General features: G+C 74.1%; 15 protein-coding genes. 11 read left to right on the forward strand and 4 right to left on the reverse strand.

All coding sequences use genetic code 11. The features are described from left to right. The first annotated feature begins 78 nt into the window (after positions 1–78). Both ACZ4WV_RS20670 and ACZ4WV_RS20675 read left to right on the forward strand, forming a co-directional pair. Positions 79–777, forward strand: a complete 699-nt coding sequence (locus tag ACZ4WV_RS20670) for a ribonuclease HII (RefSeq protein WP_465748706.1) — start codon at positions 79–81, stop codon at positions 775–777. 100 nt (positions 778–877) lie between these two features. Further along, positions 878–1,561, forward strand: coding sequence for a hypothetical protein (locus tag ACZ4WV_RS20675; protein ID WP_465748708.1), 684 nt, complete (start codon positions 878–880; stop codon positions 1,559–1,561). Between the two features lie 190 nt (positions 1,562–1,751). On the opposite strand, the gene ACZ4WV_RS20680 is transcribed toward ACZ4WV_RS20675, so the two are convergent. Further along, positions 1,752–2,411 (reverse strand): hypothetical protein, encoded by a 660-nt coding sequence (locus ACZ4WV_RS20680; RefSeq protein ID WP_465748710.1) that lies wholly within the window; start codon positions 2,409–2,411, stop codon positions 1,752–1,754. Positions 2,412–2,850: 439 nt separating this feature from the next. Next, complete coding sequence (locus ACZ4WV_RS20685; protein WP_465748712.1) at positions 2,851–5,046, reverse strand: DEAD/DEAH box helicase; 2,196 nt, start codon at positions 5,044–5,046, stop codon at positions 2,851–2,853. Positions 5,047–5,285: 239 nt separating this feature from the next. On the opposite strand from ACZ4WV_RS20685, the gene ACZ4WV_RS20690 reads away from it, so the two are divergent. After that, positions 5,286–6,821: a DUF4192 domain-containing protein gene (locus ACZ4WV_RS20690; protein ID WP_465748714.1), complete on the forward strand. Its 1,536-nt coding sequence runs from the start codon at positions 5,286–5,288 to the stop codon at positions 6,819–6,821. Positions 6,822–6,852: 31 nt separating this feature from the next. On the opposite strand, the gene ACZ4WV_RS20695 is transcribed toward ACZ4WV_RS20690, so the two are convergent. Beyond that, a complete protein-coding gene (locus ACZ4WV_RS20695; protein WP_465748716.1) occupies positions 6,853–8,166 on the reverse strand; it encodes an alpha/beta fold hydrolase in 1,314 nt (437 codons plus the stop codon). 730 nt (positions 8,167–8,896) lie between these two features. Between ACZ4WV_RS20695 and ACZ4WV_RS20700 the strand changes: the two genes are divergently transcribed. From ACZ4WV_RS20700 to ACZ4WV_RS20730, 7 genes are all read left to right on the forward strand, one after another. Beyond that, positions 8,897–11,020 (forward strand): amylo-alpha-1,6-glucosidase, encoded by a 2,124-nt coding sequence (locus tag ACZ4WV_RS20700; protein WP_465748799.1) that lies wholly within the window; start codon positions 8,897–8,899, stop codon positions 11,018–11,020. A 235-nt stretch (positions 11,021–11,255) separates the two neighbouring features. Then, on the forward strand, positions 11,256–12,014 hold the full coding sequence (locus ACZ4WV_RS20705; protein WP_465748718.1) for an NUDIX hydrolase: 759 nt from the start codon (positions 11,256–11,258) through the stop codon (positions 12,012–12,014). 300 nt (positions 12,015–12,314) lie between these two features. Next, on the forward strand, positions 12,315–13,817 hold the full coding sequence (locus ACZ4WV_RS20710; RefSeq protein WP_465748721.1) for an ABC transporter ATP-binding protein: 1,503 nt from the start codon (positions 12,315–12,317) through the stop codon (positions 13,815–13,817). Positions 13,818–13,820: 3 nt separating this feature from the next. Continuing rightward, positions 13,821–14,726, forward strand: a complete 906-nt coding sequence (locus ACZ4WV_RS20715) for a hypothetical protein (protein ID WP_465748723.1) — start codon at positions 13,821–13,823, stop codon at positions 14,724–14,726. A 256-nt stretch (positions 14,727–14,982) separates the two neighbouring features. Further along, complete coding sequence (locus tag ACZ4WV_RS20720; RefSeq protein ID WP_465748725.1) at positions 14,983–15,861, forward strand: FadR/GntR family transcriptional regulator; 879 nt, start codon at positions 14,983–14,985, stop codon at positions 15,859–15,861. Positions 15,862–16,337: 476 nt separating this feature from the next. Next, positions 16,338–17,990: an RNA polymerase sigma factor gene (locus ACZ4WV_RS20725; RefSeq protein ID WP_465748727.1), complete on the forward strand. Its 1,653-nt coding sequence runs from the start codon at positions 16,338–16,340 to the stop codon at positions 17,988–17,990. Positions 17,991–18,321: 331 nt separating this feature from the next. Further along, positions 18,322–19,155, forward strand: a complete 834-nt coding sequence (locus ACZ4WV_RS20730; protein ID WP_465748801.1) for a S1 family peptidase — start codon at positions 18,322–18,324, stop codon at positions 19,153–19,155. A 176-nt stretch (positions 19,156–19,331) separates the two neighbouring features. Here ACZ4WV_RS20730 and ACZ4WV_RS20735 read toward each other — a convergent pair whose 3' ends face one another. Continuing rightward, positions 19,332–19,565 carry a DUF7455 domain-containing protein gene (locus ACZ4WV_RS20735; RefSeq protein ID WP_380454747.1) on the reverse strand — a complete coding sequence of 78 codons (234 nt, stop codon included), beginning with the start codon at positions 19,563–19,565 and terminating at the stop codon, positions 19,332–19,334. Between the two features lie 539 nt (positions 19,566–20,104). Here ACZ4WV_RS20735 and ACZ4WV_RS20740 point away from each other — a divergent pair. After that, positions 20,105–22,216, forward strand: coding sequence for a DNA gyrase/topoisomerase IV subunit B (locus ACZ4WV_RS20740; RefSeq protein ID WP_465748729.1), 2,112 nt, complete (start codon positions 20,105–20,107; stop codon positions 22,214–22,216). Positions 22,217–22,301: the final 85 nt, after the last annotated feature.

A 22,301-nucleotide genomic window follows, 5' to 3' on the forward strand; every position in this document is an offset into this window, starting at 1 on the left:
CTGGGCGCTCGTAAGACGGCTTAGGCTGGAGGCTGTCCCCATTGGAAAGGGGCTGCTTTGCCGAACGGAGCCCCTGCGATGCCCATCGTCCCGCCGACGCATTCCGTCGAACGCTCGCTGCGCCGGGCCGGCGCCAAGCTCGTGGTCGGTCTGGACGAGGTCGGACGCGGCGCCTGGGCCGGACCGGTCACCGTCGGCGCGGCCGTCACCGGACTGCGCAGGGCGCCCGAGGGGCTGACCGACTCCAAGCTGCTCACCGAGCTGCGCCGCGAGGCGCTGGCGCCGGTGCTCGCCGACTGGGTCACCGCGTACGCGCTCGGGCACGCCTCGCCGCAGGAGTGCGACGAGCTCGGCATGACGGCGGCGCTGCGGCTGGCCGCCGTCCGCGCGTTGGAGGCGCTCCCGGTCGAGCCCGACGCGGTGATCCTGGACGGCAAGCACGACTACCTCGGCGGCCCCTGGCGGGTGCGCACGGTGATCAAGGGCGACCAGTCCTGCGTCTGCGTCGCCGCCGCCTCGGTGCTCGCCAAGGTCCACCGCGACGGCCTGATGGCCGAACTGGGCGAGGCGCACCCCCAGTACGGCTTCGCGGACAACGCGGGCTACCCGTCCCCGGTGCACCGCGCCGCGCTGGAGGAGCACGGCCCCACCGAGCTGCACCGGCTCTCCTGGGCCTACTTGGACGCGTTGCCGAAGTGGCGCCACCTCAAGCGCGTTCGGGACCTCGCGGGCGCGGGCCAGGGATCCGCCGACGAACAGCTGGCGCTCGGTTTCTGACGGTCCGTCTGAATTGCCCCGGCTGTGGTGCCTGGGGGTCCCGTGCCCAAGGGGTGGGGCGCCCGTGCGCGTCCGACCGGCATTTGATAGATATCCGGGTATGCCTGTCTTCCCCGAGGAGCCGGAGATTCACGAGAGCCTCCCGGGCCCCGGCGTTCCCTTCCCCCGCGAGTCGGACGCACAAGCCCTCCACACACCTGCCACCGGCGGCGTTCCCACCACCGCACCCACCACCGTCACCGCCGCGCCGGCCCCGGTGCCCGGCCCCCGCCCGGCGCCACCGCGCCCGGCTCCGCCGCGCGCCGACCGCTCGGGCCCGCCGCGCCTGATCCCGAAGCCGGGACCGGCACCACGCCGTCCGGCGTCCCCCGCGCCACAGGTCGAGGTCCAGCGGGTCGCCGCCGCCCCGGCCCAGGCGCTGGAGCGGGCCGACGACACGGTCGACCTGCTGCTGGACTCCGGCCGGAACCCGGGCGACATCCTGGTGCTCACCGTCGGGGACGCGCACCCCTGGCAGCAGCACGAGCTCTCCTTCGGTGAGGAGCGCTACTGGGCGCAACTCGCCGACGGCGGGGACGTGTTCTACGCGGACGCCGCGCTCGCCCGTCCGGTCCGCCGCGAGGTGGTGGTCCTGGTGGTCAACGGAGGTTCGCCCGCCCGGGCCGCCGACGCGTACACCAAGGCGCTCGGCCACGCGACCGCGCTGTTGGTGGTCTGCGGGGAGGCCGGTCCGGCCGCCGCCGGGGCGCCCGCCGTCGCGCCAGGGCGCCCGGTCAAGGCCTGACGAGCCTGACGAGCCGTTCCACCCCGGGCCCGGTGCCGTACGGTGCCGGGCCCGCAGTCCGTCCGGTCACCCGCCCCCGCCTGCTGCCGTCGACGGGCACAGCGCCCCTCGCGCCCCACTTCCCCCTGTCAGCCCCACAGCGTCGCTTCCCGTGGGCGCTGTTCAGCGTGTGCCGTTCAGCGTGCGCTGTTCAGCCGGTTCCGGTGCGGCGGCTCGGCTCGACGGCGGTGACCCGCGCCGGGGCCCACGGCGGCTCGGACGCGTGGGAGCGCTGCGCACCGTCAACGCGCTTGGCCCGCTCGGCCGCCTGCTGCCGGGCGCGCTGACGGCGCGAGGCGTCGTCGAGTGCCGATCTCGGTGGCAGCTCGGTCACGGTGTGCACCGGTCCGTCCGCCCACGACCCCGCGTGCGGATGGCGTCCGCTGCGCCCCTCGCCGAGGATCTGCCAGCCCACCGGGGTGAGCCCGATGTAGGAGCCGCAGCGCAGCCCGTGCAGCGCCGAGGCGTCCCGCAGCGCCCACATCCAGGCACCGTCCTGCTCCGTCCAGCCGGGTGCTCCCTCGCGGCAGCGCAGCAGCACGGCCGTCCGGGTCGGCTCGGGTCGTCGCAGGTCGTGCGGAGTGATCCGGCGCAGGTGGGCCAGCAGGTCGTTCCGGTGCTGCCAGCCGTCGGTCTGGTGCGGCCGGGGCGTGAACGACGCCGAGGCGCCCAGGTGGTGGAGCGCGTCCAGGACGCCGACCACGACCGTCCCCGGTTGGGGCAGGTGGCGCTGGTGCAGCTCCAGGACGAATGCGCGCGGATCGCGCAGCAACGGGACCCCCGAGGCGGTCCAGGTCTCCAGGTCGATCACCCTTCTGGGCGCCGGGCTCCCGGAGAGGGGATGTTGACCTCGGCCGATACCGTTGACCACGATCCTCCTTCCTGACCCGGGGGCAGGCGGGCGCCTGAGTACGCCGAAGGACGGATCCAGCGGACCGGGTTTCGGGTACCTCCCAATTCTCGGGGCAACGGGGCCGGACCGGCAATGATGAAATGATGAACGCCATCCGATAGCCCATGTTCTGCCGGATATGTTCCACAACTGCCTGAGTGTCACGGAGGCGCCGTCCGGCGCTGATCCTCATCGCGCAAAGGGTGCGGTGAACCGCCTTCCGCATGGTGGGCACTCCTTTCTCCGGCCGGTCCGCTGGGTGATCGGAATCGCCTTGCGGCCTCCTTTCCGTTAGGCCATTCGAGTGATGGCCGTCTTGGCTGTCTCGCCCGGTTCGCGGCGGCCCGCCGCTTCCCGCTCAGCCCTGCACGGCCAGGACCAGCGGCAGCACCGCGCTCGCCCCCGCCCGGCGCAGCAGCCGGGCGGCCACGGTGACCGTCCAGCCCGAGTCCACGAGGTCGTCGACCAGCAGCACCGGCCCGCCGGCCCCCGCCACCGCCTGTTCCAGCTCCGGCGGCAGCACCAGCGCCCCGGCCAGCGAGTGCAGCCGTTGGGCGCTGTTGCTGCGGGCCCCGTGCGGCGGCAGGCCGCCCGCGTACTCGATCCGGCCGAGCAGTGGCAGCCGACCGATCTCGGCGATCCGCGCGGCGAGGCTGCCGACCAGCTGGGGGCGGGAGGCGGAGGCCATGGCCACCACGCCGACCGGCCGCTCCAGCCGGGCGCCCTCCGCCGTCGCCGGCCCGGCCCAGCCGCCCGGACCGCGCGCCCAGTCGGCCAGCACCGCCACCAGCGCGTCCACCGCCTCCCCCGGCACCGGCACGTCCGGCGCCTGCTCGGCGAGCAGGGTGCGCAGCCGGTTGCCCCAGCCGATGTCGGAGAGCCGGCCGAGCGCCCGGCCCGTCTCCGCCTGCTCGCCAGCCGGGATCCGGCCCTTGAGCGGCACCCCGAGCGCGTCCATCCCGGTGGGCCAGAGCCGGCGGGGCTCGAAGCTCACGCCCGGGCGGCCGAGCGCGGCCCGGGCCGCGGCCAGCGTCTCGGCGGAGACCTCCGGGCTGTGCAGCGGGCCCGCGCAGTTGTCGCACCGCCCGCACGGCGCGGCCTGCTCGTCGTCCAGCTGGCGGCGCAGGAACTCCATCCGGCACCCGGTGGCGGCCGCATAGTCGCGCATCGCCCGTTGCTCCGCCTCCCGGGAGGCGGCCACCTTGGCGTAGCGGGCGGTGTCGTACTCCCAGCTCTGCCCGGTGGCCGTCCAGCCGCCCTTGACCCGGCGGACGGCGCCGTCCACGTCCAGCACCTTGAGCATGGTCTCCAGCCGGGCGCGGCGCAGGTCGACCCGGGGCTCCAGGGCGGCGGTGGAGAGCGGCCGGCCGGCCTCGGCCAGGGCGTCGATGGTGCGGCGCACCTGCTCCTCCGGCGGGAAGGCCAGCGAGGCGAAGTAGCGCCAGATCGCCTCGTCCTCGCGGCCGGGCAGCAGCAACACCTCGGCCCGGTCCACACCGCGCCCGGCCCGGCCGACCTGCTGGTAGTAGGCGATCGGCGAGCTGGGCGAGCCCAGGTGGACGACGAAGCCGAGGTCGGGCTTGTCGAAGCCCATGCCGAGCGCGGAGGTGGCGACCAGGGCCTTGACCCGGTTGGCCAGCAGGTCGGCCTCGGCGGTGCGGCGTTCGGCGTCCTCGGTGCGGCCGGAGTAGGAGGCCACCGGGAAGCCGCGCTCGCGCAGGAAGGCCGTCACCTCCTCGGCCGCGGCCACCGTCAGGGTGTAGACGATGCCCGAGCCGGGGAGCCGGTCGAGGTGGTCGGCCAGCCAGGCGAGCCGGTGCGCCGGGTCGGGCAGGGACAGCACGCCCAGGGTGAGGCTCTCCCGGTCGAGCGGGCCTCGCAGCACCAGGGCGTGCTCGTCGCTGGTGCCGGTGCCGAGCTGCTCGGCGACGTCGGCGGTGACCCGGGCATTGGCGGTGGCGGTGGTGGCCAGCACCGGGACGCCGGGCGGGAGGTCCGCGAGCATGGTGCGCAGCCGCCGGTAGTCGGGTCGGAAGTCGTGGCCCCAGTCGGAGATGCAGTGGGCCTCGTCGACCACCAGCAGGCCGGTGGAGGCGGCGAGCTTCGGCAGCACCTGGTCGCGGAAGTCCGGGTTGTTCAGCCGCTCGGGACTGACCAGCAGGACGTCGACCTTCCCGGCGGCGACCTCCGCCTGGATCTCGTCCCACTCGTCGGGATTGGCCGAGTTGATGGTGCGGGCGTGGATGCCGGCGCGGGCCGCGGACTCGACCTGGTTGCGCATCAGGGCGAGCAGCGGGGAGACGATCACCGTCGGCCCCGCGCCCCGGGCGCGGAGCAGGGCGGTGGCGATGAAGTAGACCGCGGACTTCCCCCAGCCGGTGCGCTGGACGACCAGAGCGCGGCGGTGGTCGACCACGAGGGCCTCGATGGCCGTCCACTGGTCCTCGCGCAGGGCGGCGGCGGGGCCGGCCAGTTCCCTGAGGACGGTCTCGGCCCGCGCCCGGACCTCGTCGCGGTCGGCGGTGGCGGTGGTGTGGATGTCGGGCTGCTGCATGGCGTCGATGTAACCCCATGGTGCCGACAAGGGGCGAACGGGGCCGGATCGCAGGGCGGAAGGAAGGGTGGAAGGCGGGGTGGAATTCATCCGCTGATCCGCTGAACGGTCGGCGAAATCCACTCGCGGGTGTGGGTTTCGTGTGCTCCGAATGAGCGATGAGAAATTCGGGGCCGGGGTTATCCACAGGAAAAGAGGAAGTTCGGCGCCGTTCTCGGATTGCGTCCAGTGTTGCGGCCATGAACGCGAAGAACAACGAACACGTCACCCTGTCCCTCGGCCCGGCTTCCGAGCAGCGGCCGGTCGTCATGCGCGGTCCGGCCGACATGGCCGAGCTGTTGCCCTACCTCCTGGGGTTCTACCCCGACGACAGCATCGTCGCGGTCGGCCTCCAGGGCCCCGACCTGCACCAGGGCGGGGTCATCCGGGCGGACCTCCCGGCCTCGCCCGCGGACTGGCCCGGGGCGGCCGAGGAGACGGCGGCCCTGCTGGTCGCCCTCTCCGAGCGGCACGGCAGTCGCCCGCTCCAGGTGCTCCTCTACCTCTGCCAGGATCCGGGCACCGCGCACGCCCCGCCGGTGGTGGAGCGGCTGCGGCCGTTGGCCGACCACCTTCGCGCGGCCTTCGGGCGCAGGGGAGTGGCGGTGAAGGAGTCGCTGTGCGTCTCGGACGGCCGCTGGTGGTCCTTCCTCTGCCGTCGCGACGGGTGCTGCGATCCGGGCGGCAACCCGGTGCGGCGCGGGCCCGATCCGGGTCCGGCGGCCACGGCGGCGACGGTGGCCGGCCTGGTGCCGCGCGGCAGCCGGAAGGCGATCACGGACGGACTGGCCCCGGTCGGTCCGCCGGAGGACGCCGTCCAGCGCGAGGCGCTCGCCAGCGCCGAGGCCGTCGTCGGCACGGTCTCCCGGGAGCACGGCATCGAACTGCTGGAGCAGGCCTTCGCCGAGTTCGCGGCCGGTGCCCGGGAGCTGGACGAGGAGCGCACGGCCCGGCTGCTGCTCGCCCTGCGGGACCGCCTCACCCGGGACCGCGGCGTCGAGTACGTCCGCCCCGCCGAGCTCGCTCCCGCCGAGCGCCTGTGGCGCTTCCTCGCCCGGCGCGCGGTGCCGCCGTACGAGTGCTGCGCGGTGGCCCCGCTCACCCTGCTGGCCTGGGCTTCCTGGGCCGCGGGGGACACGGCGACCGCCCGGGTGGTGCTCGGCCATGTGCTGCGGCTCGCCCCGGGCTACCTGCTGGCCGAGCTGCTGTACGAGTCGATGAACGACGGCATGACGCCCACTGCGCTGATGGCCGCCGTCGAGGCCCAGCGGCGGCGCCGCGAGGAACGGGCGGGTGAGGCGACGCCCGGACCAGCGCCGGGCGGTCACGGCGGGCCGGGGCCGGGGCCCGCCCCGGCTCCGGGCGAGGCCCCGGAAAGCCCCGGCGGCCCGCCCGGTGCGGCCGGCGGCGGGCGCCGACGCCGACGGGGCGCCCGCCGGAAGGGGGCGGCGGGGGCGCCCACACCGGCCGAACGCGGCCCAGGCAGCCCTGGTGGCCCCGGCGGCTCCGCCGGGCCGGTCCCGGACGGGAACGGGCCCTCACCGGTGGCCGTGCTCCCGGCGCCGGGCTGCGGTCCGGCGCCGGGTTGCGGTCCGGCGGCCGGGCGCCGACCGGCCCGGGGCGTGCGGCTCGGCCGGGCGGCGGCGTGCGCATCGGCCGCCGTCCGGTCCGGCGCCGGGCTCCATCGATGCCGGGGAGCCCGGCAGGCGGCGAGAGCGGCCCGTCGTGCACACTGAGCCGCTCGCCGCGCCGCCCGTCCCGGGGCTGCTACACCTCGCCGCGGGCCATCTTGATCAGCCGGTCCAGCACCTTGCCGCCACTCACCGTCAGGCCGTCGTGCTCCCACTCGTTGGTGACCCACGTCCGCAGGCCGCGCACCGCACGGGCGGTCCTCAGCGAGTCGGCGGTGTCCACGTACATGTCGTCGTGGTACACCGCCGCCACGACCGGCACCGTGTTGGCGGCCAGCCGAGCCCGGTCGTACAGATCCGGCCAGTCGGTGCGGGCGGCGAGCAGGTCCGCGGTCTCCTTCAGCGGGCGCAGCGCCGGATCGGTGTCGAACATCCAGGGGTAGATCATCTCCCCGGTGAACAGCACCGGTGCGTCGGACGCCAGCGCGGCCCGGGCGTCGAACCGGGGGAACTCCTTGCGGACCCGCTCGGCCGACCAGGCGGTGCCGCCCTGGTCCACCGAGCGCTGGCCGTAGATCGACTCGTGCAGCACGGCGTAGAGCGGGCCCTCGGCGAAGGAGAGCCGGGCCTGCACGCCGGCCAGGAAGGTGTCGGAGAGCTCGGCCCCGGCCGGGCCCTCCACCCAGGCCTCCTCCAGCAGGTAGTGGAGAGCACCGGAGCCGCTGCCCCGGCCGAGCATGAGCCCGAGGGCCTGGAACGCCTCGACGGTCAGCAGATTTCCGTCGGGCAGGGTGGCGGGGGCGTCGGCGAGGTGGGCGGCGATCCGCCGCCCGGCCTGGACGTCCTGCGGGAAGCGGGCGTAATGGGCCTCGTTCTTGTCGATCACGCGCGAGTAGGCGGCGCGGTAGACGTCGTCGGCGGAGCTGACGAGGCCGGCAAGGCCGCCGGTGATGAAGGCCTCGGTCAGGCCTTCAGGAGCGAAGGAGAGGTAGGTGAGGGTGCAGAAGCCGCCGAAGCTCTGGCCGAGCACGCTCCAGCGCTGGTGGGCGCCGAGTAGCCGCCGGCGGATCAGCTCGGCGTCCCGCACGATCGAGTCCGCGCGGAAGTGCGCCAGGTAGTCGGCCTGGGCCTGGGGGCCGCCGCGCCGAGCGAGGGTCTGCCGGGTCGCGGGCGTGGACCTCCCGGTGCCGCGCTGGTCGAGCAGCAGGACCCGGTAGTCGTCCAGGGCGCGGTCCAGCCAGGTGTCCCGGCCGAGCGGGCGGGCGGCCTTGCCACCAGGGCCGCCCTGGAGGAAGACCAGCCAGGGCAGGTCGTCCTTCTCGCGGCCGCAGGCCACCACCTCGCGGGCGTACACCTCGATCTGTTCACCGTCGGGGGTGCCGTGGTCGAGGGGGACCTGGAACACGTGGTCGGTCGTGACAATCCCGGGCAGCCGGCTGGCGGTGGACATGCAACTCCTCGGTCTCTGCTGGTCACAGCGATTGCGTCGCGGTTCACGGGGTCACCGGGTGCGAGCGCCGCGACCCCCGCACCGTATCCTGGCCGCGGTCGAGCACCGGTTCGACCGCCCACTCTCCCCGGCGGGACGGCTGGCAGCGGTCGGATCCCCGCTCCAACCGGCCTGACCCCTGCGGTCCTTGGCTGGTGGCGGGCCCCGCGGCAAGGCCCAGGAGCGAGGTCCTGCGAAGAGGACGCGACGGTCCGGCGGCCCGGAGGCGACCGGAATCCACCGCGGGGCGTGACCTGGTGGCGGTGCGCGGCGTTCACCCCGGGGGCCCTGCGCCCGTACGGGTCGGACCGGCGCCCGGTTCCGGGCGGCCACTCGTCCCGGGGTGCGGACCGGTCGAGCACGGCCGCAAGCCCTGCGGGCGCGGGCCACGGGGGGCGAAGCGCCGCGATCGGGGCGTACGGGCGAGGCGTCACCGGCAGGGTGACGGGCCGGACCTGACGGGGTGCCGGGCACGAGCGTGTGTCCGACGCGAAGGCGCGGCGAGCCGGTACCGGCCAGGTACCGCACGCCGCATGGCACGGCCCACCGCCGGGTACGGCCAGACACGGCACAGCGCCGACGGGAGAAACCCCGCCGACGCGGCACCATCCGCACGCGATCGAGCATGCTCGCGGCCCACCGGCCTGACCGGCCGCCGGACCGCCGAGGGGAGGAGAGTCCGGTGACCGCCATGAGGCCACCACAGGCCATGCCGGCCGAGAGCGTGGTCGGCGCGCCCAGACCGGCCGGTCGGCCCGAGCTGATCCCGGCGCCCGGGCTGACGGGCGCACCCGTCGTCCAGGGCCGGCCCGCCGCCCCACCGCGCCCCCAGCCCCCCGCCGTCCACCACGCCGTGCTCTGCGTCAACGCCCCCGCGATGGCCGCCTCCGGCCCCGACGGCCAGCTGCGCGGCCACGGACTGCATGGCTTCTACCGCAACGGTGTCCGGGTCCTCGCGCGGATGGAGCTGCGGCTCGGGGGCATGGAGCCGCTGCCGCTCCAGGGCACCCAGACCAGCGCGGCCCAGGCTCGCTTCCTCGGCGCTGTCCGTCTGCCCGGCGACCTCGACCCGGACCCGGCACTCACTGTCGAGCGGCTGCGCCACGCCGACGGCGTGGAGGCGGTCACCGTGCGCAACGCCGGGGCCCGGCCCGCCCGCCTGCCGCTGGAGATCGCCCTCGGCACCGACCTCGGCCCGGTCGCGGAGATCGCCGCCGGGCACCGCGCGGCCGACCTCCCGGGCCAGGTGCAGTCCGCCGGGCTGCGCTGGGCCGGCCCGGTGCACAGCGCCGTCGTCAGCGCCAAGCCCTCCCCGCACGCCGTCCTGGCCGGGGCCGGTGTGCTGCGCTGGGATCTGGAGATACAGCCCGGCGCGCGCTGGTCGGTCGAGCTGCGAGCCGAACTGGAGAGCGCCCCCGGCGGCCCGCGCCCGCCCGCCGGGCGCGGCACCGGCGTCCCGCTGCCCTGGGCCGAACCGGAGGTGCGCAGCGACGACACCCGCGCGGCCCCGTTGGTCACCCGCTCCCTGGACGCCCTCGGCGGGCTGCTGTTCGCCGACCCCGACCGCCCGACCGACCTCTACCCGGCCTCCGGAGCGCCCTGGCGCTTCGGCCTCGCCCCGGCCGACGCACTCTGGGCCGCCCGGCTGACCCTCCCGCTCGGCACCAGGCTCGCCGCCGGCACCCTGCGCGCGCTGGCCCGCCGTCAGCAGCTCACCGCCGCTCCGGGCCGCGTCGAGGGCCTGCTGCCCGGCGCCCTGCGGCACGGCGGCCCCGAGCTGCCGCCCACCTGCACGGCCACCGAGGCCACCCTGCTGTTCGTCACCGTACTGGCGGAATCCTGGCGCTGGGGCCTGGCCCGGGCCGAGGTCGCCGAACTGCTCCCGGCCGCCGAGCGGGCCCTGGCCGCGCTGAGCGAGGGCTTGGTCGACGGCTTCGTCACGGACCTGAGCCGCCCGGTGGAGGACCGCGCGGCCCACCCGGTGGCCGCCCGCGCCGAGGTGCAGGCGCAGGCCCACCGAGCGGCCCTGCACGGCGCCGAGCTGCTGGAGGCCTTCGGCCGCCCGGGGGCCGACGACTGGCGGAAGTGGGCCGCCGAACTGCGCGGCCGTTTCCGTGAGCGGTTCTGGATCGACGACCTCTCCGGCGGCCGCCCCGCCGCCGGCGTCGCCCCCGGCGGCCAGCCGCTGCCGGCCGTCGCGTCCTCCCTGGTGCACCTGCTCGACACCGGCCTCGCCGTCGACGGCGGTCGGCACGAGAGCCTGTTGGACCGCGAGCAGACCCGGCTGCTCGCCCAGCGCCTGGTCGCGCCGGAGCTGGACAGCGGCTGGGGCCTGCGCACCCTCAGCGCCAAGTCGCCCCGCTTCAATCCGCTGGGCCACCGCGGCGGGGCGGTGCGCATCCATGAGACGGCGCTGGCGATCGCGGGGCTCGCCGAGGCCGGCCACGAGAACGAGGCGGGCAACCTGCTGGAGGGCCTGCTCGCGGCGTCCGCCCACTTCGACGGCCGGTTGCCGGAGATGTACGCGGGGGAGCAGCGCACCCTCGGCTGCCCTCCGGTGCCGCACCCGGCCGCCTTGCACCCGGCGGCGGTCTCCGCGGCCGGGGCCGTCCACGCGGTGTTCGCGCTCGCGGGGGTGCGGCCCGACGTCCCGGGCGGCCGGGTAGTGGTCCGCCCGGCCAGTACCGCGCCGCTGGGCGAACTGGAGCTGACCGGCCTGCGGGTGGCGGGCGAGCCCTTCTCGGTCCGGGTCAGCCGGATCGGGGTGGCGATGGTGGAGGAGGCCTCAGCAGACCTGCAACTGGTCGCCCGCTGACACGGGCCGCCGTGGCACCGGTGCCGAGCCCGCCGGTGCCGGCACCCGGCGCAGCAACGCCCGCCCTCGCCGCGCCCACCGTCGTCCCGGCCATCACCGCGCGGCCATCACCGCTGCGGCCACCACCGTGCACCCGCCCGTGCTCGAACCGTGCCCGGGCGGCCGGGGCACCGGTGCTGCGCACTCCGTGTCCGGGCCTGTGCTTATCGTCAGAAAGACGACTATGATCGTCGCCATGTCGCGTTACGATCCGTCGGCCTTCCCCCCGTTCGCTGTCACGGTTGACCTGGTGGTGCTGACGGTGCGCGATCACTCGCTCTGCGCCCTGCTGGTCAGGCGCGGCGAGCCGCCCTACCAGGGGTACTGGGCGCTGCCCGGCGGCTTCGTCCGCCCGGACGAGGGCCTGGCCGAGGCCGCCTCCCGCGAGCTGGCCGAGGAGACCGGCCTGCGCGCCCACTCGGCCCCCGGCCATGACGCGGTCGGCCCCGGCGCGGCCGGTGCCCACCTGGAGCAGCTCGCCACCTACGGCCACCCGCAGCGCGACCCCCGGATGCGCGTGGTCAGCGTCGCCTACCTGGTGCTCGCCCCCGACCTCCCCACCCCCCGGGCCGGCGGCGACGCCAGCAGCGCCCGCTGGGCCCCGGTCAGTGAACTCCTCGGGGAGAGTCCGGCCGACGGCGTCCCGCTCGCGTTCGACCACGGCCTGATCCTGGCCGACGGCGTGGAACGCGCCCGCTCCAAGATCGAGTACTCCTCCCTCGCCACCGCGTTCTGCCCGACCGAGTTCACCGTCGGCGAGCTGCGCCGCGTCTACGAAGCCGTCTGGGGCGTGGTGCTCGACCCGCGCAACTTCCATCGCAAGGTCACCGGCACCCCCGGGTTCCTGCTCCCGTCGGGAGGGACGACGACCCGTCAGGGCGGGCGCCCCGCACAGCTCTTCACCGCCGGCGGTGCCACCATCCTCAACCCGCCCATGCTCCGCCCGGAGTCCTGAGGACAACGCGGACGCCCCGGCAGGGGGAGCGAGCTCACAGCCCTGAAGCCGCGCGGCAGAGCGTCCATGACCGCTGCGGTCAGGAGCGCTGAGCGCGGAGCGGGAACGGTCCCCGGGCGGGGTGCCGATGACCCCCCGGAACACCCGGGCCCGTGAATCGCAGGATCGGATTGTCCCCTGATCGGGTGAGGCGGACGGGCGGTCCGCCCGTGGCGGTTCGATAATGCCCGGATTCGGCGGTGCTGCCCCCTAATGTGCTGGCGTCGAGAAGGTCGGCCGAGCGCATGGGAGCAGCCAGCGATGATCCAGATCACCGGACTGACCAGGGCGTATCGCAAAGGCGTCCCGCCCGCCCTGTTGGATCTGACCTTCGACGCCCGGCCGGGAATGGTGACGGTGCTGCTCGGTGAGGAGGGTGCGGGCAAGACCACCGCCCTGCGGCTGATGCTCGAACTGGAACGCGGCCAGGGCGTGACGCTCTTCGACGGTCGGCCGTACCGCCGGATCCGCCGCCCCGAGCGCGAGGTCGGTGTGCTGCTGGCCGGGCCGGGGGAGGGTGCCGGTCACCCGGGACGCAAGGCCTGCGGCCACCTGCGGATGCTGGCCGCAGCGGTCGGCGTCCCCGTGCGGCGGGCCGACGAGTTGCTGGAGCAGACTCGGCTGGCCGCCGTCGCCGGGCACCGGCTGCGCAGCTTCTCGCCCGGCATGCACCGCCGGCTCGGCCTGGCCGCCGCACTGCTCGGCGATCCCGGCACCCTGCTGCTGGATGCGCCGACCGAGGGGCTGTCGCCGCGCAACGTCGAGTGGTTCCACTCCTTCCTGCGGTCCTTCGCGGTCGCGGGCGGGACGGTCCTGGTCACCACCCGTACCCCGCAGGAGGCGGCGCAGTTGGCGGACCGGGTGGTCACCCTGGACCGTGGTCGACTGGTGGCCGACCAGCCGGTGTCGGAGTTCTGCCGGACCAGGCTCAGCCCCGAAGTCGCCGTGCGGGGGCCGCAGATGGCGCGGTTGGCCGACCTGCTGGTCAGCCAGGGCGCCGAGGTGCGCCGGGACGGCGGCGCGGGCCTCGCGGTGGCGGGCCTCGACCGCACCGAGATCGGTGAACTCGCCTACCGCCACGGCATCCTGTTGCACGAGCTGGCCGACCGGGTGGTCGAGCAACCGGTGCCCCGAGCCGCCCTGCCGGCCCCCTCCGGACGCTCCGGCCATCTCGGCCTCCAGCAGACGCCGGACCGGGAGCCCGACGCGGCTGCCGAGCCCGACCAGCCGCAACCCGACCCGCATCCGGACCCGAACGCCGGTCCGCCGCCCGACCCGCACGCGGGGTCGCATCTGGAGCCGGCCCGCCAGCCCGTGGTCCCCGAGCCCTCCGCCGAGGGCCGTGGCCGGGCCGACGCCTTCCTGCCCACCCGGGCGTTGCCCGTCGCCGCCCTGCGGGCCGCGCTTCCTGCCCTCGGCACGGCATCCGCCCGTCAGGCCGACCCCGCCCCCACCGTGGCGCTGGACCGGTTCTTCCGCGACGAGGCCGCCCCCGGGCACGTCACCGCCCCCGTGCCGGATCCCGCGCCGACCGGCGCCACCGCCCCAACCGGCGCCCCCGCCACGGCAGGCGCCACCACCTCAAGCGGCGCCACCGCCATGGCGAGCGCCGCCGCCCCGGCGGACGACTCCGCCCGCACGGTGCCTCAGCCCCCGCGCCGCCGGGACAGCGCCGACGACCTGCTCACCGACGACACCGTCCGCCTCGGCCGCCTGACCACCGGCAAGGCCCCCGCCACCCCCGACGACCACCGGAGCGAGTGAACCGTGCGTGTCCTGGCCTACGAACTGCGCCGCCTGCGCGGCCTGCGTTCCACCTGGCTGCTGCTCGCCGCCGTGCTGCTCTGCGACGTCGTCGTGGCCGCCGTGCTGGCGAGCCAGGCCCCGGCGGGTCGGCTGGCCGCCCCGACCGGGGTGCGACTGCTGACCGCCGCCGTTCCGCTGGTCCCGTTGCCCTTCACGGCGCTCGGCGCCGGTCTGCTGGGCGCGCTCTCCTACGGGCACGAGGTGCGCTACCCGGGGCTGGCCGCCTCGCACGTGCCGTACTCGCGCCGGGTGCGGTTGCTGCTGGCCAAGCTGGTGGTGGTCGGCCCGGCGGCGGCGTTGTTGGCGCTGGCAGCCCTGCTGCTCGACGCGGTGGCGGTACACCTCACGCTGCCGGCCGGGGTGACCGTGGAGGCCTGGTCGGACCCGGCGGCGCTCTCGGCGCGGGTGGCCGACGCACTGGACGCCCTGGGGCTGGACGGCCTCGGTGACCTGCCGGGCGGCTTCGCCCCGCTGGCGCTGGTGGCCGGACACGGCGTACCGGCTGCGCTGCTGGCGTTCGTGCTGCTGACCGTGGTGGCGGCGTGGACCGGTGTGCTGACCGCCTCGCTGGCCCGCAGCGCCGCCGCCGGGATGCTCCTGCTGTGCGCGCTGCCGCCGCTGCTGGAGGCCGGGGTGGCCCTGCTGCTGCGCCGGACCGGTCGGCCCTGGCCGAGCCGGGCGGCCGGGCTGCTGCCCTTCCAGTCCGGCATCGAGTGGGCCTACGGCTGGGTGTACGGCGGGGCGCGCCAGGCGGCGGTCGGCGGTTCGGCGCTGGCGGACCCGGCGCTGCTCGCGGCGGTCGCGGCCCCCGGCGCTGCCCTGCTGCTCGCCGCACTGCTCGTCCAGGCCCGCCGCCGAGCCCTGTAGCTGCCGTCGCCGGTTGCTGTGGCTCCTACCATCGGGGTGCTATGGCTCCCCCGCCGGGTTGCTGTAGCTCCCGCCGCCGAGCGGTCGGCTGCCCGGCAGGCTGCCCCGCCTTGACCCACCAAGATCGACCAGCAGTGACCGTAATGAACGGTTCTTCCTGATAAGAAGTCAATTATCCAGTCGCGGCCGATCACCCTTTCGTGTGCTTTTCACGAGAATTCTCAAGCTGCGTCGGCGGATCGCCGACAAATGAGGCGTGAGTACCCTTGCGCACCCCACCATGACCCCCGCCCGTTCCGCCGATGGGCCGATCCACGGCTCCGGCGATCTGGACCGCTACTCGTACGCCGACCGGCCGACGCCGCCGGCGCCCCGCTGGGAGGGCGCCGAGTCCGACCTCACCCGGGTCGGCCGGAAGACCACCAGCAGCCGGGGCCGTGGTCTGCACGGCCAGCTGGTCCAGCAGCTCGGCCAGATGATCGTCTCCGGCGACCTCGGCGCCGACCGTCCGCTCGTGCCCGAGGAGATCGGCCAGCGGTTCGAGGTGTCCCGGACCGTCGTCCGCGAGTCGCTGCGCGTGCTGGAGGCCAAGGGCCTGGTCAGTGCCCGCCCGAACGTCGGCACCCGGGTCCGCCCGGTCAGTGACTGGAACCTGCTGGACCCGGACATCATCGAGTGGCGCGCTTTCGGTCCGCAGCGGGACGAGCAGCGCCGGGAGCTGTTCGAGCTCCGCTGGGCGATCGAGCCGCTGGCCGCCCGGCTCGCGGCCGGCCACGGCCGGGAGGACGTCCAGCAGCGGCTGGTGGAGCTGATCGAGATCATGGGCCACGCCGCCGCCCAGGCCGACCTGTCGACCTACACCCGGGCCGATGCCGAGCTGCACGGACTGGTCCTGCAGATGGCCGGCAACCGGATGCTGGAGCACCTGTCCGGGATCATCTCCTGTGCGCTGCAGGTCTCGGGCGGCCCGGCGATCTCGTGCGAGCGGCCCTCCGAGTCCTCGGTCAGTCTGCACGCCCGGCTGGTCGACGCGCTGGGCACCGGCGACGGCACCGCGGGCGAGGCCGCGATGCGGGCGCTGCTCACCGTCCATCCCGAGATCGAGCCCTCCGTCCCCGCGCCCCGGGAGCACTGAGCGGGCTGTTCTCCGCGAGCGGGTCCGCCGGGCGCGGCCCGCTCCTCCAGGCCCTCCGGCCGCACCCGCGCGGCGCAGCCGGAGGGCCTCTGCGCGCCGCGACCCGGTGGACCGTGAGGCGCCCGACCCGGATGACCTGCGACGGTCCACGTCCCGTTCATGCCAATCAACCCGGGAACGAGTGCGCGATGATGGGAGTCGGCCCCGAGGCCGCGGGTGCCGAGCGGTGTGACCCGCGACACGAAGGCCATGCGTAACACTTGACGAGTAGCAGCGATGTGTCCTGAGCGGAAGCAGCTCCGGAATACCCCAACATGCCAGAATGCTGTGTTGGTCTGCGGCGCTGCTGCCGTCCTGCAAACCCAGTCCTCAAGCCCGAGTCGGTCGGAATCGACACCGCGCGTCCGAAGCGCGATCTCCTTCCCCGCCCGCTCGGGCGGCCGGTACGGGTTCGAGTCCACTCATCGTCCGAGAGGTTGTTCGTGTCGGCCAGCACATCCCGTTCGCTTCCCCCCGAGATCGCCGAGTCCGCGGCTCTGCTGGCGCTCATCGAGCGGGGCAAGGCCCAGGGGCAGATCGCCGGTGACGACGTACGCCAGGCGTTCGAGGCGGACCAGATCCCGGTCACCAAGTGGAAGAACGTCATGCGCAGCCTCAACCAGGTCCTGATTGAGGAGGGGGTGGACCTCATGGTCAGCGCGGCCGAGCCGGCCGGCGCCAAGCGCAAGAGCGTTGCTGCCAAGAGCCCCGCCAAGCGCACCGCCACCAAGGCTGTCACCACCCGGACCCCTGCCGCGTCGTCGGCTCCGACCAAGCCGCCCGTGCGGATCGCCCCGGGTGCACCCGTCGCGGCTCCGGCTGTCGCGGCCGCCGCGGCGGCCCCGGCCCCCACGGTCTCCGCCGAGATCACCGTCGAGGAGGCGGCCGTCGCGGTCGCCGAGGCGAAGGCGGCTCCGGCGAAGAAGGCCGCCCCGGCCAAGAAGGCCGCGGCCAAGAAGACCGCAGCGCCGGCCAAGAAGGCCGCCGCGAAGAAGACCACCACCGCCAAGTCCGCCAAGGGCGGCGAAGAGGAGCTGCTCGGCGAGGAGGAGCTGCTCGAGGACGTCGCGCTGCCGGGCGACAAGGCCGAGGCCGAGGGTCCGGAGGAGGAGTCGGAGGGCTTCGTCCTCTCCGACGACGACGAGGACGACGCGCCGGCCCAGCAGGTCGCCGTCGCCGGTGCCACCGCCGACCCGGTCAAGGACTACCTGAAGCAGATCGGCAAGGTCCCGCTGCTCAACGCCGAGCAGGAGGTCGAGCTCGCCAAGCGCATCGAGGCCGGTCTGTTCGCCGAGGACAAGCTGTCGGCCGCCGACAAGCTCGCCCCGAAGCTCAAGCGCGAGCTGGAGATCATCGCCGAGGACGGCCGTCGCGCCAAGAACCACCTGCTGGAGGCCAACCTCCGCCTGGTGGTCTCGCTGGCCAAGCGCTACACCGGCCGCGGCATGCTCTTCCTGGACCTGATCCAGGAGGGCAACCTCGGTCTGATCCGCGCGGTCGAGAAGTTCGACTACACCAAGGGCTACAAGTTCTCGACCTACGCCACCTGGTGGATCCGTCAGGCGATCACCCGCGCCATGGCCGACCAGGCCCGCACCATCCGCATCCCGGTGCACATGGTCGAGGTCATCAACAAGCTGGCCCGCGTCCAGCGCCAGATGCTCCAGGACCTGGGCCGCGAGCCCACGCCGGAGGAGCTGGCCAAGGAGCTCGACATGACCCCCGAGAAGGTCATCGAGGTCCAGAAGTACGGCCGCGAGCCGATCTCGCTGCACACCCCGCTGGGCGAGGACGGCGACAGCGAGTTCGGTGACCTGATCGAGGACTCCGAGGCGGTCGTTCCGGCCGACGCGGTCTCCTTCACCCTGCTCCAGGAGCAGCTGCACTCGGTGCTGGACACCCTCTCCGAGCGTGAGGCCGGCGTGGTGTCGATGCGCTTCGGCCTGACGGACGGTCAGCCGAAGACGCTCGACGAGATCGGCAAGGTGTACGGGGTCACCCGTGAGCGCATCCGCCAGATCGAGTCGAAGACCATGTCGAAGCTGCGCCACCCGTCGCGCTCCCAGGTGCTGCGCGACTACCTGGACTGATCCCCCGCCGCGAGCGGAGTCCGGCAAGTCGGATCGGCGGGCAGGTGCCTTCACCGGGCACCGGCTCCGAGCGGCACACACTGAGCAACGAAGGCCCGGAACCGTACGGTTCCGGGCCTTCGGGCTGTCCGGACGCGGGTTCGTCAGCGGACGGGTGGCGCTTTTCGCTCGTCCGGGTGGCGGCATGACGGGAGTCAGTCGCGCCCCGTAGTCGGTCACCTACGCTGTGCCGGTTGCCCTGCCGCCGAACCTTCTGGAGTCACCGGTGCTGACCGACCAGGACCGCGCTGTTCTGTCCAACCCCGTCCCGCCCCGGGCCGATCCGGCCACCATCCGGGCGGGCCGTCGCCGCCGACGGGCCGCCGCCCTGGCGCTGCTCGCCGCCGCGCCCGTGCCGCTGGTCGCCCTCGGTGCGGCGGCCCCGGCCGAGGCGCAGCGCCGGGTGGTCGGCGGCAGCATGGTGAGCACCGCGGACCACCCCTGGATCGTGGCGCTGTCCAGCCGCCAGCAGTTCGGCAGCGGGCGCTCCGGCCAGTTCTGCGGGGGAGCGCTGGTCACCCCGACCAAGGTGGTGACGGCGGCGCACTGCTTCTACGACGAGGCCAAGGGACGGGTGGACCGGCCGGGGCTCAAGGTGATCGTCGGCCGGGACGACCTGCGGGGCTCGGCCGGCCGCGAGGTGCCCGTCCAGTCGGTCTGGATCCACCCCGACTACAACTTCGCGGCGAACATGAACGACGTCGCGGTGCTTACCCTGGCCGGCTCCCAGGGCTCGCGGCCGGTGGTGGAGCTGGTCGGGCAGGGTGAGACGGAACCGTACGCGGCCGGGACCAGGGCGCAGGTGTTCGGCTGGGGCGACACCACCGGGCGGGGCGACTACTCGCCGGTGCTGCGCGGGGTCGAGGTGCCGGTGGTCGCGGACCAGACCTGTGCTCACGCCTACCCGGGCGGTCCGGACGGCAAGTTCGACGCCCGGGGCATGGTCTGCGCGGGCGAGGAGCGGGGCGGCAAGGACGCCTGCCAGGGCGACAGCGGAGGCCCGCTGATCGTGGGCGGCAGGCTGGTCGGCCTGGTCTCCTGGGGGACGGGCTGCGCCGAGGCGGCCCACCCCGGTGTCTACACCCGGTTGTCCTCGGTCACGGACGCGGTGCGTTCGGTGCTGTGAGCGTCGCTGAACGTGAGGGCATGGTGACGGGCTGACGTTGTTTCGAGTCCAGCCCCCGGACAACAGCTGAGCCGGGCGGTCGGCCCCAGAAGGGTCGGCCGCCCGGCTCACCGGTCACGCGCGGTGCGTGGCCGGACACAGCTCGGGACGTTGGCTGCTGGTTGCGGCGCCTGGGATCAGCGCTCGTCGTCAGTGGCCGTCACGGTGGTGCTGGTGGTGAGACGGCCGCTCTCGTCCTGTATCTCCACGGCGATCTTCTTGAGCTCGGGCTCGAACTTCCGGCCGTGGTGGGCGCAGAAGAGCAGCTCTCCGCCGCTGGCGAGTACGACGCGCAGGTAAGCCTGGGCGCCGCAGCGGTCGCAGCGGTCAGCCGCGGTGAGCGGGCTCGCAGGGGTCAGAACAGTAGTCACGTCGCCTCTTCTCTAGCTCGACGAGCTGTCGTACCAGGGTCAACATCCAACCAGGCCGAAAACGTTCCCGCTCGTGGCTTTTCTTCTCTGAGGATTCTGCTGTGTTGATGAGGACGTGCCCCGGGCGCCGGTGGTTCATGCGTGCCGGATCCCGGGATCCGACCCTCGCTCGAACGCCCGATCGGGATCGGGTGCGAGGTCCGCGTAGCATAATCCTCTGCCGGGTTGGAGCATAAGCCCCGTCCCGGGCCCCGGTAGCCTGCATAACGGCAGTTCCGGAGCCTGCGCCGGACCCCACGAACCGCCAGGACCGGTGGTACCGGGAGGAAATGGCGCTCCCGGCGTCCACGGCCGGGCACGGTCCTTGTTCGCGTAGCGCGTACAAGCTGCGCGAGGCCGGGCCGACGTGCTGTGCACCCGGCGCAGTGGTGCGGGCACGCTGAGCCACGGCTGTCGGTGCGGCGTGCTGCACTGGCGGTCGGTCCCGATCCGTCCACGATGTGACCGATGAGACAGAACTTCACCGAGGAGAGTGCCGCGTGAGTGCCGAAACGACCGTGCCGTCCGCGCTGCTGGCCGGCGACGACGGTTCCAACTACACCGCGCGGCACCTGCTCGTCCTGGAGGGCCTGGAGGCCGTCCGCAAGCGGCCCGGCATGTACATCGGCTCGACGGACAGTCGCGGCCTGATGCACTGCCTCTGGGAGATCATCGACAACTCTGTCGACGAGGCACTGGGCGGCCACTGCGACCGCATCGAGGTCGTGCTCCACGCCGACTCCTCGGTGGAGGTCCGCGACAACGGCCGCGGCATCCCGGTCGACGTGGAGCCCAAGACCGGGCTGTCCGGCGTCGAGGTCGTGATGACCAAGCTGCACGCGGGCGGCAAGTTCGGCGGCGGCTCGTACGCGGCCTCCGGCGGGCTGCACGGCGTCGGCGCCTCGGTCGTCAACGCGCTCTCCGCCCGTCTGGACGTCGAGGTCGACCGCAGCGGCCACACCCACGCGATCAGCTTCCGCCGCGGCACCCCCGGCATCTTCACCGAGGCGAGCCCGGACGCCCCCTTCGAGCCCGCCAACGGGCTGATCAAGACCCGCAAGGTGCCGAAGAACCGCACCGGCACCAGGGTCCGCTACTGGGCGGACCGGCAGATCTTCCTCAAGGACGCCAAGCTCTCGCTGGAGAACCTGCACAGCCGCGCCCGGCAGACCGCCTTCCTGGTGCCCGGCCTGACCATCATCGTGCGTGACGAGCGACTCACCGAGAGCGAGCAGGTCGAGGAGTCGGTCTTCCACTACGACGGCGGCATCGCCGAGTTCTGCGAGTTCCTGGCCCCCGACAAGCCGGTCTCCGACGTGCTGCGGCTGCGCGGCGAGGGCACCTTCAAGGAGACCGTGCCCGTCCTGGACGAGCTCGGCCACATGACCCCCACCGAGGTCACCCGCCACCTCGGCGTGGACATCGCGCTGCGCTGGGGCACCGGTTACGACACCACCCTGCGCTCCTTCGTCAACATCATCGCCACCCCCAAGGGCGGCACCCACGTCACCGGCTTCGAGCGCTCGCTCGCCAAGACCGTCAACGAGGCGCTGCGGGCAAGCAAGCTGCTGCGCGTCGCCGAGGACGACATCACCAAGGACGACGCCACCGAGGGCCTCACCGCGGTGGTCACCGTCCGGCTCGCCGAGCCGCAGTTCGAGGGCCAGACCAAGGAGGTGCTCGGCACCTCGGCGGCCAACCGGATCGTCGCCGCCGTCGTCGCCAAGGAGCTCAAGGCCTTCCTGACCTCGGCGAAGAAGGACCAGAAGCAGCAGGCCCGGGCCGTCCTGGAGAAGGTCGTCGCCGCCGCCCGCACCCGGGTCGCCGCCCGTCAGCACAAGGAGGCCCAGCGCCGCAAGACCGCGCTGGAGACCAGCTCGCTGCCCGCCAAGCTGGCCGACTGCCGCAGCGACGACGTCGACCGCAGCGAACTGTTCATCGTCGAGGGGGACTCCGCGCTCGGCACCGCCAAGCTCGCCCGCAACTCCGAGTTCCAGGCGCTGCTGCCGATCCGCGGCAAGATCCTCAACGTGCAGAAGGCCTCGGTGAGCGACATGCTCAAGAACGCCGAGTGCGCCGCGATCATCCAGGTCATAGGAGCCGGCTCGGGCCGCACCTTCGACATCGACCAGGCCCGCTACGGCCGGGTCATCTTCATGGCCGACGCCGATGTCGACGGCTCGCACATCCGCACCCTGCTGCTGACCCTCTTCCACCGCTACATGCGGCCGATGGTGGAGCAGGGCAGGGTCTTCGCCGCCGTGCCGCCGCTGCACCGGATCGAGCTCACCAACCCCAAGCGCGGCCAGGAGAAGTACCACTACACCTACTCCGACGCCGAGCTGCGCTCCACCCTGCTGGAGTTCCAGCGCAAGGGGATGCGCTGGAAGGACCCGGTGCAGCGCTACAAGGGCCTGGGCGAGATGGACGCCGACCAGCTGGCCGAGACCACCATGGACCCGCGCCACCGCACGCTGCGCCGGATCAACCTGGGCGACCTGGAGCAGGCCGAGAAGGTCTTCGACCTGCTGATGGGCAACGACGTCGCCCCGCGCAAGGAGTTCATCGTGGACTCGGCGGCCACCCTGGACCGCTCCCGCATCGACGCCTGATCCCGGCCGGTCCGCGGGGGGGCCCCCCCCCCCCGGGGGGGGAGCGCGCGCCAGCTGTTTTCCCTCCCCTCCCCCCACCCCTTCC

The organism is Kitasatospora sp. NPDC029312, from assembly GCF_055569215.1.